Source organism: Bacillus sp. SN32, assembly GCF_002837495.1.
GTDB lineage: Bacteria > Bacillota > Bacilli > Bacillales > Bacillaceae > Bacillus > Bacillus subtilis.
This window is the reverse complement of sequence record NZ_PJCT01000001.1, coordinates 877,254-890,083: the sequence shown is the minus strand read 5'-3', so window position 1 is coordinate 890,083 and position 12,830 is coordinate 877,254. Positions and strand designations below refer to the sequence as shown.

Sequence of the window (12,830 nt, the reverse complement as noted above, 5' to 3'; positions counted from 1 at the left end):
AAGGCATCGAGAATTTCTTTATGATTCATACGATTTACTCCCTTCTATGATGTTTTGCACACTCTTAAAATCCAATTTCCCTAGCGCCACCTCTTGCATCAATCCGATGATTTGCTCGTCTGTATACGTGCCCTTTATGTGATGTGCTGCTGCGCTATGATTTTGTTTTTCCGCTTTTAAGGCCAAATGGTCAGATAGAGCTTGGACTGTCTGACATTCAAGGATTTCCCGACCGGCCATCTTCAGCTGCGTGGTTTTTTCGATATGCCGCATCAATTTTCGGCCAAGAATTGAATCCATCCCATAATCCAAAAAGTTTCTTTTGAAATTGATTCGATCCTCAGATATGCCCAATTCTCGTGCTAAAAATTGAACAATGATCTTTTGAATATGGGTTTTGCCATTCGGCTCGTCAATCTCTGTTTTCATATCTTGTGAATGCTGTTTAACGGCCACTGATTGCTGGGTGCCTGACGAAACCCAATACCGCTCCCTTGCAAATGGATAACCAGGTAAAGAAACCATTCGAACGTGATCGCCATCATGAAGGAGTTCCCAAGGAATCTGATATCCTTTCACCCAGCATTCCGCGATGTTTTCCAAATTTCTTTCTTTTGCGAGAGCCTGCAGAACTGCTTCATCTTGTTCTTCTAATATCCCTTCTGTATATCCTGTATAAAGGGATCTCTGTTGGCCCGATATCCCACCATTCTTCATTGCTTCCACATATTCCTTCAATTTTCGCACCAATTGCTCCTGATTGTTTGCAACGATCGCTAGCCTTGCTTCCATGGCTTTTCTCCCAACCTGAAGCGTATATGCCACATCAGGTAAAGAAAAGTTATGATTCTGCTCCAGATACGCAATCATGCGGCAGGCAGCATCCTGAAGCCGATCGTCATTTTGGGCTGAAAGCACGATGACCTGCGGTGACCCTTGATGCCGCTGTGTGGACGGCTGATCATCCGGAATGTATTCTTCAATGACTGCATGTGCATTGGTGCCGCTGATTCCAGTCGTGCTGATCGTTCCCATCCTCGGCTTCTGATTTTTCCTGATCCACGAACGGTTTTCTTTGCAAAGCACAAATGGGCTTTCTTTAAACGGAATATACGGGTTTTCCGATTCACAGTGATGAGTGGCCGGAATGATCTGGTTTTTCATAGCCATCAGCATACTGATTAAAGCAACCGTTCCTGACGCTGCAAATGTGTGTCCGATTAAAGGTTTAATTGAGCTGATCATACAGAATTGCTTCTGCTTCGTATATTTGCTGAACACGCTCGTTAACGCTTGGACCTCAAGCGGATCACCAAGATTCGAGCCGGTACTGTGCGCCATCACATATTGAATATCGAGCGGATTGATTTCATTTTTTTCATAAATGTTTTCGATCAATTCTGCCTGGCTAAAAGGATTTGGCGCAGTAATGCCGTTGGTTTTGCCATCGTAATTCACGCCGCTGGCTTTGATGCAGCCATAAATATGATCTTTATCTTCAATTGCCTTTGATAATGGTTTCAAGAGAACAGCAGCCACCGCTTCACCTGGCACAAGGCCATTGGCCTCTTGGTCAAACACTTTGCATTGTCCGTTCGGAGACAGCATTTCGGCCCTTGTCAGCGCCTCAAAAGACATGTGAGAAATATTCAAGCTGACGCCGCCGGCTAAAGCCATTTCACAATCCCCCTGACGCAGAGCTGAACATGCCTGGTGAATCGCCACCAGTCCAGATGAACATGCTGCTGTCAAAGCCATATTAGGCCCTTTTAAATCCAATGCGTATGCGATTCTCGCAGACAATGTGGCGTTTTGTGTTCCGTTAATGTAATCCGAATCTCCGGTTAGGTGCGCATATTCCCCTTCTTCCACACCTACATAAACACCGCAGGATTTTCCTTTTATCCGATCTCCCATATAGCCGGCGTCTTCAAACGTGTGCCATGCTTCCTCTAGAAAAATGCGCTGGCGCGGATCCATGCTTTCGGCTTCTTTAGGCGATATTTGAAAAAACAGCGGATCAAACCGGTCTATGTCCTTCAAAAATGCACCCCACCTTGGCACTGCTTTTTCTGGATCTCTGTTAGCTCTCCCCCAGTCCCGGCGTTCGCCCGGAATGTCAGAGATACACGATTTACCGTTTTTCAGATTATCCCACAGCTCATGGACCGAATCAGCTTGAGGGAACCTGCCGCTCATGCCGATAATGGCAATAGGCTCATCGTGAACCTGCCGAATGCTTTGTTTACTGGTTTCCGGTTCTGGAGCTACAGGAATTGCTGCATAAGCTTCAGGGGGCTTTTGCGCCTCTGATGCATCATCCCGGTAAAATGCTTCAATCAGCTCTTTATGATCGGTTAAGAAAAAGCCTATCAATTCTTGTAAAGTCGAATAGCCGAAAAATAAAGCCGGTGTCACTTCGATGTTGAAATGCTTTGATAACACATTCGAAAATTTAGCCAAATAGATTGAATCAAATCCGAAGTCGGCCCAATTTTTGTTCAAATTCAGCTTGTCCTTTGAAATCTTAAGCAATGTGTGAATATGCTCTTTCAAGTCGTGTTCTAAACGCTTTTCAATGCTTAACGTTTTTACCTCATCCTTGTTTTCTTGTGCTAGAGGGGCTTGAGTGGCCGGTTCTGGAATAGCTGGTTCAGTCATTCCTAAAAATCTGCTGACACGGCTGGGCTGACCGGCTATCACGAGATGCTGAGCATCCTGCTGAGCTAGGATGTGCTCAAACATACGGATGCCTTCCTCGGCTTCTAGGAAGCGTTGGCCGCTTGATTTCAGGTACATATCCGTTGTTTCCTCATCACCGATCTTCATTCCGCCATCCTTCCATACAGGCCAGTTGATGACAAACGTTTTACCGTTATGCAGCTCATTTCTGTATTGTGCGTAAGCCATCTGAAACCTATTGCCAATCGCATAATCACAACATCCAAAATCCCCTAAAACCGCAGAAGAAGAAGAAAAATAACACATAAAATCAAGGTCTTCATTTTTAAGCCATTCATCAAGCGCTATCGTGCCGTTGATTTTCGGTTCAATGATGCGCTGGAAGCTTTCGATCTTTTTGTCAAAAATAGCAGAGTCGCTCTCGATCCCGGCTGCATGAATGACACCGTTGATGGCACCGAATCGGTCTTTCCCTCTTTTTACGCAGTCTCCCATTGCGATAGGATCAGACACATCTGCTTCTGCATACATCGCTTCGCCGCCTAGATTCTTTAATTCTTTTATTTGCTTTTGCTTCTCATCATTAAAAGGCGACCGCCCTGTCAAAATCAGGTTTGCGGCATAGTTTTTGGCCAAATGCTTGGCAAATAAATAACCAAGCCCTCCTACACCGCCTGTAATCAGGTAAGTACCGCCAGACTTCAATTTGCTGTCGTCTGGTTGTAACGTTGTCTGTTCAATGTGATTTACATATCGTTTCAGATTCTGATACAAAACCGTTTGTTCAGCTGAAGCCTGTAATTCTGCCCAGACTTTACGTGTCCAATCATCCATCGATCCTTGTTCCGCCGGCTGAAAGATTCCAGTCACTTTTGTATGCGGAAGGACAAGCCCGAGTGAACGTTCGAAGCCAATCCATGATTCCAGACAGCTTCGGTCAAGACCATCTTCAAAACACCCTGCCAGCAGCAGCCGTGAAGGATGAAGCTTTGCTGCGGACATACCTTGTAATAGGTAAACAATACAGGAATGGTCCTTTATACAGCGCTTGTCTTCCAAAGGCCACATATAGAGGATTGCATCTGGCTCTCCAAGTTCTTCTTTAATGCTCTGGAAGGCCTTTTCAAAAGTAACGGGTTCTTGCCGCACAATCTGGTAGCTATATCCAGACTGTTTGCTGTACACTTCGCCCTGTGATATAAAAATGACCTTAGTGTCTTGATCAACGTTTTTCAAGGCTGAAGCAAATGCGTTTTGCTTTTCTCTTTCAGTCAGAAAACAGATGAGCGTTTTGATACGTTTCGATGTGAAAGTCGCCGGCTCTTCTTTCCACACTTCTTGAAAAGTCATAACCTTGAAAGGTTCTTCTGTTTGCTGATCATGATCCTGTTCTATAGACGCCGGAGCCTTTGCCGCGCCTGGTGCCCAGTAACGTTCTTTTGCAAATGGATATGCCGGAAGACTGATCCGGACAGGCGTTTGGGTGCCATACAGCATGCCCCAGTCGAAAGACAAGCCTTTCACCCAAAGATCCAGCAGTTTCGTGTATTTCCCCTTTCTCATCCATGCTTCTATGATTTTTTCCGTATCCTCATCCGCTGATAAGACTGCTAACGCTTTTTTGTTATCATCGATGCGATCCAGATACAGGCTGTCTGCTTTGTTTTCGATAAAATCGTTCAGCTTTCTCTCAAGATCCTCTAGTGATTCCGCTATAAAGGCCAGCCGTTCTTCCATTGCTTCACGGCCTGTTTGCAAGGTATAGGCGATCCTGATCAGGTCTGTTTCGCGGTACCTCTTTTGTTTGATGGCTGTAAGCAGCTGTTCCGCTTTTTCTTGCAAGCGTTCCATGTTTTTGGCCGACAGCACAATCAGCGCTGGAGGATGGTCTTTCGGCGTTTGCGCCCCCGTTCTTGGAATATATTCTTCCAGAATGATATGGGCATTGGACCCTCCGGCGCCAAAACTGCTCAAGCCAGCGCGCCTAGGCACCTCTTGCCCGCCAATCACTGGGCGTTTCCATTCACCAAGTTGCTGCTGAACGACAAATGGCGTATGGCTGAACTCGATGTTCGGATTCAACCGCTGAGCATGCAATGATGGCGCAATTTGGCCATATTTAAACTGAAAAAGTATTTTTGTCAGCCCTGCAATTCCGGCTGCACTTTCACAATGACCGATATTTGATTTGCTGGAGCCGATCGCACAAAACTGTTTCTCCTGCGTATCTTTCTCGAATGCTTTTGTTAACCCCGCTATCTCAATCGGATCTCCTAATGCAGTGCCTGTTCCATGCGCCTCTAAATAACTGATGGTTCGGGCAGGAATGTCGGCGCGCTCCATTGCTTCTTTAATTACCTGTGCCTGTGCATGAGGATTTGGAACCGTGTATCCATTTGTTTTTCCTCCGCTATTAATGGCACTTGCCTTTATCACACCGTAAATATGGTCACCGTCCGCTATTGCTTGCTGCAGCGGCTTTAACACAATGGCGCCTACGCCTTCACCGTCGACAAATCCATCTGCATCATCGCCGAATGATTTACATGTATCACTAGCAGAGAGCATATTCATGACAGATAAATTCTGATAGTGAACCGGGTCGACAACTAAATTGACACCGCCGGCAATGGCACAATCACTCGATCCGCTATAGATGCTTTCCAGCGCTAAATGAATCGCTGTCAGGGAGGATGAGCAGGCTGTATCGACTGCAAGACTCGGGCCTTGGAAATTCAGTAAATAGGATATTCTGTTGGCGATAGACCAATAGCCGTAGCCGGTCGGATAATTTTTGTTCATGACTCCGGCAAAGACGCCGATTTTTCTGCTTGAACAGAGCGAGTCAGGCGTGTATCCCGCGTCTTCAATACTTGCATAAGCGGTTTGCAGAAATAATCGCTCCTGAGGGTCCATTCTTTCTGCCTCAAGCGGAGAAATCTGAAAGAATAATGGATCAAACTTGTCCATATCCTTGATAAATCCGCCCCATTTCGTATAAATTGATCCTTCTTTTCCTTTTTCTTTATCGTAATAAGCTTTCCAATCCCAGCGATCTTTCGGAATTTCCTCAATACAATTTCTTCCTTCTTTTAGGTTATTCCAAAAGTCTTCTGCTGTTTCCGCCTGAGGATAGCGTCCAGAAATGCCGATAATGGCAACGTCACGGCTTGCAAGAGTGTTTGTCGGTGTTTCTTTCTCTCTGCTGAAGCCAAGCTTGCGATAGCGCCGTGTTCTTTTAGCGGCCTGATCAGGTTTCTGTGAAGATTGGGTTCTGCTTTCGGCCGGTGTCTGTTGTTGAACTTGACGGTCAAGACCTGTTAATTTCATCAGCGCTTCTGTTTTTGTTTTGATGAAATGCTCCACTAATGCGTCAATGGTCTGGTACTCGAAAAATAAAGTGCTGCTTACATGGTCAAATTCTTTACGCAATGTATTCGTCAGCTGGACAACAACGATAGAATCAATACCGTACTTTTCAAGCGGTTCAGATGACTCAATCTTTCCTGCAGGAATTTTCAACGTTTCCCCGATTAGTTTTTTCATATATTCTGTGCTTTTTTCTCTTAGGAGAGCATGTTTTGATTGTCCAGCTTCCTCTGAATCTATGGTATGAATGTAGGCTGGCTCCTGATTAGACGCTTGTGAAACAACCTTCTCCGGCAAGATCACATTTTTCATCATACGGCGAACCAGCCCGTTACTTGAGGCTGCGACGATTTGGTGACTCAGATCATGTGCCGCCTCGGCCGGGAAAAAGACAGATTCAAAGCCTTCGCTTTCAAGTGCCGCTTTCCAGCTGTCAGGATGTAAGCCTGGACAGCCGGGAATCCGCACTGCAGGATCTTCATACAGCCACCAGCCTTCCAAAAGACCAAAGGTGATGTGAGGGAACAGGCTGTTTCCCGCCATTTCATTCAGCAGCAGCATTCCGTTGTTTTTCATTACCGCTTTTGTATGCCGCAGTGTTTGACGGATATTTTTTGTTGCGTGAAGGACATTAGCGGCAATGACGACATCATAGCCTCCCGCTTCAAATTCCTGCTGATCAATCGGTTTTTCCACATCAAAAAGCTGATATGTCAGGTACGGATTTTCCGCCCCATATTCCTTTTCTGCATGCAGCAAAAATGCTTTAGACAGATCTGTATAGCAATATTCATTGATGTGCTTTTGATATGGTTTCAGTTTTTCAAAGATTCCGGCACTCGTGCCGCCTGTGCCTGCGCCTATTTCCATAATGCGAATCGATGCCTCAGGGTCGTGCTTCAGACGTTCATCCAGATAAGCTATTAATGTATCGGCAAGCACTTTATTAAAATAGTCTGCCACTTGGTTATGCTTATAAATGCCTTCCACAAGTTCCATCGAGGAATGCGGGAACATGATATCTGTTGCAGGGACTTTCCCTGTCAAAATATCCGGTAATGCTTTCAGCATGGCCTCTGCTAATACAACCATCGCCTTTGTCTCGCTGTCTTTAAGCCACTTTTCTTTTTTCGCGTTCCATTCTAGCCAAAGCAGCTCGATATCCTCTGCTTGGTCCTTCCTCACCAATGAATCTCCAACTTTCTTAAGATAGCCATGCTGCAAGAGAAATTCGCTGCTTTGCCGAATCCATTTTCCATAAAATTCACGAGTCTTATATTGTTGAAGACGTTCAACCGATAATGTATAACCATCAAACAGCCCGGCTGTTTGCAGCTGTCCTAACAACAGCCTGTAAAGAAGATCATCAAGCTCTTCATGTGTCACTCTTTGAAATCGTCCCGTAGTCGGCAGACGCTCCATCAGGCTCTCTGCATCTGCTGAAGGTTGCTCTGGATAAAGAGTGATGAATTCATTCTGATTCACGCCTTCGACTGCTACAGGCTTTGTCGTATGAATGAAAGCTGTTTGGCTGACTGGCCCAGAAAGCAGTGCTTCCAGCGCCTTCATAGCCTCCGCAGGCTCAATTAAACCTAAGCCGATTTGATTCATGAGTTGTACATAATGTTCATCCTCAGCCGCTTCACTATTCCCCCAATATCCCCAGTTCATGACTTTTACAGGGCATGCCCAGCTCTGAGAAAGCTGGTGAGCAAAAGCATCTGCAAATGTACAGCCAGAGGCATAATGGCTTTGCTTCACATTTTTGATATGGGCTACAAGCGAAGAGAAGAATAAAACAAAATCTACATTCTCCTGGCGGAACACTTGGGCCATCCGAATACTGACATCGATCTTCGCCGCCAGTCCAGCGGTGAATTCTTCCGGCTTCATTTTTTCCAGGCTTTGCTCAAATAAAACCATCGCAGAGTGAACAATCCCGTGAATATGAGGATGGCGCATTTTCACTTGATCATAAGCCTGCTGCAATGAATGCTTATCGGCTGCATCGGCTGCAATGTAGAAAGGCTCAGGGCCAAGCGCCGAAAGTCGGTCTATTTTTGACTGGATGGCAGCATTAAGTTGACTTCGCCCAATCCAAACGATTTGCGCCTGGTAGCGGCGGATCATGTACTCACTCCACGCCTCTCCGATATACCCGGCTCCTCCGATGACCACATAGACTCCGCCTTTCCGATATAGCGTGTCGCCTGACAGTGAGTGCCGATATGGGATCAATTGCTGCTGATGCCATTGCTGATTACGATAGGCCCAAGCATGGCCAAGGCGGTCAGCTGGGAGCGCAAACATGTGATTTACCGGCCATGTGCAGCCTTTTTCAAGATCGAGAAGACGGATTTTCCAGTGTGGATATTCCTTTGCCATTGTGCCGGCAAGCCCATGAATGCTTGCATGAGCGGGTTGTACTGCCTCATGTTGCGTAACCGGCTGCGCTTGGACGGTCACAAGAGACCATTCAAGTTGTTTCTCGCCATAGCCTAATTGCAGGCATGCTTTCACAAGCTTAAATAAGTGAAGAACAGCTTCTCCTTGTCCATCACTACCTATACTTCCCCGGTGTGACGGGGCAATCCACAATACATGGTCAATGCTTCCGTACGCTTGCAGTTTGTCCGCTATTCCCTCAATGTCATCTGCAGGCCGGATATCGATAAAGGAAACTTGCGGATAATGATGCTTTATTAATGCCCGATCAGCTTCAGCAGCACCGCATAAAACAACTCGTGTACCAGCAAACGAAGCATTATCCTCCGTATCTGAAGAGACTGGTTCCCAGACAGGGATCATCATCGTATGCCCGGTCAGCTGAGAATCAGTTAATAGTTGCGGCTTTGAATGCTGCTCTCCATCAAGTGCCCGCATCGAGGCACCCTTCATTCGCACACAAACGTGTCCGTTCTCATCACATAAATCAATATCATACTTTCTGACTTTGTCCTCCGCTTTACTGTCTGAACTGTATCGAATATAAGACCATATCTTCTCTGGACATGGGCTGAAAATATCAACCTCCTGTAACGCAAATGGAAGAGACAGCGTCTGAGCTTGTCCAGCGGCATTGACTGAGCTAACGATAAAACCGACTGTGGCATGGAACGCGGAATCCATCAAACTCGGGTGGAGCGCAAAATGCTGCTTGTCGTTTTTTAGAAAAGCGGGTAACGAGATTTTTGCAAGCAATTGATCTTTGCCGACATAGACTTTTTCAATCCCTTGATAGCCCTCTCCATAGTCAAGCCCAATCTTTCGAAACGCTGCATAGCATTGTTCTGACGTCACTGTGTCCAGGCTGCATTCTGTCTGTATTGATGAAAGGTTTAAAATGGAAGTGTCCGCTTCATCTGAAATGACAGCGCGGCCTTGGCAGTGTATCGTCAGGGCTTCTTCTTTATGTTCAGAGCTGCTATAAATGTCAAAGGAAATGTCCCCGTTATCCTCAGGAAAAAGGCCAATATGTATTTCTTTTGGTTCACTTTCTATCGTGATAGGACGCACCCACACAATGTCTTTAAGCGACACCACTCTTTGTTCGCCGTCCAGATCGCCTGCAGCTTTTTCCGCTGCTTCCCTTGCCATCTCTAAATAGGCAACGCCCGGCAAAATCTTCTGTCCCTGTACAACATGATCAGAAAGGAAAAATTCCGTGCCTGTAAATACAGAGCTAAAGCGCTGCTCAGTAAAGTCTGATGTATTGCGGTGCACCAGCGGATGTAAGATATGATTCACAGTGCTGGTTTTCATTTCAGGAACCGGGATCCAGTAGCGCTCCCTTGCAAACGGATAGGTCGGAACACTGATTTTAAGCGGCTTGCGATCGCCGTATAGGTCTTCCCAGGTGACCCGCTTTCCTTGAACCCATGCTTTCGCCATTTCCATCATTTCACTGTCTGTTATCAAATTGTTATTCAGCGCATTTACCGATGCTAGCCCAGCCGCCTCCTGATTCTCCTTGGCTTGTCCGGTCCAGCAGCCCTCGATCTCTTCTTCGCCATTGGCAAACGCTCGAAGTTTAGCCGTTAAATCTTTTATGTCTTTTACAATGAAGGCCGCACGCTCCTCCATTTCAACCCGTCCTGCCTGCATGGTATAAGCTAACGCTAAAAGATTGACGTCCTCGCTAAGAAAATCAAGAAGTTTAAGAGCGTAAGCCTGCAGACGATCTTTGTTTCTCGCAGACAAAGGTATCACTATTTCTTCATTTTTCGTTAAAATCGTCTCTGAATGGCTCTCTGCCGGAATATATTCTTCCAAAATAAGATGCGCATTTGATCCTGAAGCGCCAAACGAACTTAAACCGGCACGGCGGGGATATGTGACGTCCACCCCGTTTTCTGTAAAAGATGGCTGCTCCCATTCCTTTGTTTCATGCTGGACAAAAAATGGGGTTTGATCAAGCTTCAAATAAGGATTCAGCTCTTCTGAATGTAATGACGGCACCAAGGTTTTATGATGCAGCTGCAGGACAGTCTTCGTTAAGCCGCTAATGCCGGCTGCAGCTTCAGCATGGCCAATATTTGATTTCACAGAACCGATTGAACAGAATTGCTTGTCCTGCGTATTGCGGCTGAAAGCTTTTACTAACCCCTGTATTTCAATCGGATCTCCCAATGAGGTGCCAGTGCCATGGGCTTCAACATAGCTGATGGTGCGCGGATCAATTCCTGTTTTTTCTAGACATGCTTCGATTACATCAGCTTGAGCTACCGGGCTCGGTACTGTAATTCCGCTTACTTTTCCTACATGATTTATCGCACTGCCTTTGATGACAGCATAGATTCGGTCACCGTCCTGTTCAGCTTTTCGCAGCGGTTTTAGCAATACTGTCCCGACACCTTCTCCAGATACGTAGCCATCTCCGTCTTTGCCGAAAGTATGGCAATAGCCGTCACTTGAGTGCATTCCTACACTGCCATAGCTGATATATTTAGCCGGATGCAATGACAAATTGACGCCTCCGGCAAGCGCGGCCTCGCATTCTCCATTCCGGATGCTCTCTATTGCCAGATGAACCGCAGTTAATGAGGAAGAGCAGACCGTGTCCACCGCCATGCTTGGGCCGTGGAAATTACAATAGTAAGAGACCCTGTTGGCGATTTGCGCATAATTCAGCGATAAAGGAAATGGATTGTGTTCTGATAGAGCTTCAGCCCCTATAAGGGAATAGTCCTTATGCATTACGCCGGCAAACACACCGACATGCTGTCTTTTATTTTCTCCCTGCGGTGAAGCAATTGTCTCTGGTGTATAACCCGCATCTTCAATAGCTTCCCAGCATGTCTCTAAAAATAACCGTTCCTGAGGGTCCATCATTTCCGCTTCACGCGGAGAGATTCTGAAAAATTGAGGATCAAAGCAATCAGCCTCCTCGATAAACCCGCCCCATTTCGAGAGTGGCTTGCCTGCAGGTGAATCCTGTCCATTGTTTTCTTTCCACTCCCAGCGTGAGTTTGGAATCTCTGTGATGCAGTCGGTACCCGCTTTAAGATGTTCCCAAAATTCCTGTATGTTTTTTGCCTTAGGATAGCGTCCCGCCATTCCGATAATGGCAATGTCCTCCCCGATCTCTGGTGAAGAGGTAACACCATCAGGAGAATCCTTCATTGGTGAAGGAGATTGGCGGACAGCATCGTCCGCCTCTCCAATTGAATAGTGATCAGCAAGATGAGCAGCTAGTTCTGCAATTGTTGTAAATTCAAACAGCAGTGTCGGAGCAAGATCCGCTCCAACCTTATCTCCAATTTCCTGAACCATGGTAAGCAATGACGGAGAATCCAGACCAAGCTCATAGTACCCAGCGTGGATATCCATTTGTTCTGCCGGCCTTTCAAGCTGCTTAGCAAGCAGCTGACGCAAATACATTTCAAATGCGGGATAGTCCTGACTGATGTTCTGAGAGACAGCAGCTCTTTTTTCTTGAATTTCTTTTGGAGAATGAAAGGCTGACATATTCCGTACAGACTTGCCTGCAAATTGTTTCAGCTCGGCCACTTTTTGTCCTGCTGAATTAAAATATTCAATCGTCATATAAGTGAGTTCTTTCTTTTGGCGCACAGATGAGGAGAGGATCCGTGCTGTACATCCTTTTTGCAATCGTTCTGAAGCAGAAAACGATTCATAATACAATGGCAGGTACATCGTTTGATCTGAGATCAGGCAGCTTGAACCTATGCCGCTGCCGTCAATAAGCGTCGGATGAAACAGAAAAGCTTCAGAATGGCGCAGGGCTTCCTGTCCAACTGCTAAATCAATTAAAGCCCCCTCTTTGGCTTCATAAATCCGCCCTTTTGCCTTCATCATGCCGGTATGGACTAACTCCTGAGAACGGCATTGTTCATAGATTTCATCTAAATTCAGAATCCTGTCAGCTGTACTTTTCCACTGATTAAGGTCTATTGATTCGGCAAAAGCGGTTTGCTCTTTACGATGCATGTCAGCAGTCACATATTGTCTCTTGTCAGATAGTGATTCTCCATGCTGTTTTTGTCCGTCGATGATGATGGACCATGTCCCTTCCTTTCTTTCAGACACGTGAATGGTCAGGGCAATGTCATATGACTCATCTGCGATCAAAGGGTAAAAAATGGTCAGGTTTTTTAATTCAAGCTCTTGGTATGCATAACCATGTTCCTGGAATACTTGGTAGATTAAATCTATATAAGCAAGGCCGGGTAATAACGCTTGTCCATATACCTTGTGGTTGGACATGATTGGATTATTTAATGAAATGTGCAGTTGTTCAGTTATCATTTTCCCACTCC

General features: G+C 45.9%; 1 protein-coding gene. It reads right to left on the bottom strand.

Annotated features, from left to right (window positions below; genetic code table 11):
• Positions 1-18: 18 nt before the first annotated feature.
• Entirely contained in the window at positions 19-12,819 is a 12,801-nt protein-coding gene (gene pksM, locus CW370_RS04540; RefSeq protein ID WP_101169499.1) for a polyketide synthase PksM, read from the bottom strand.
• Positions 12,820-12,830 lie beyond the last annotated feature (11 nt).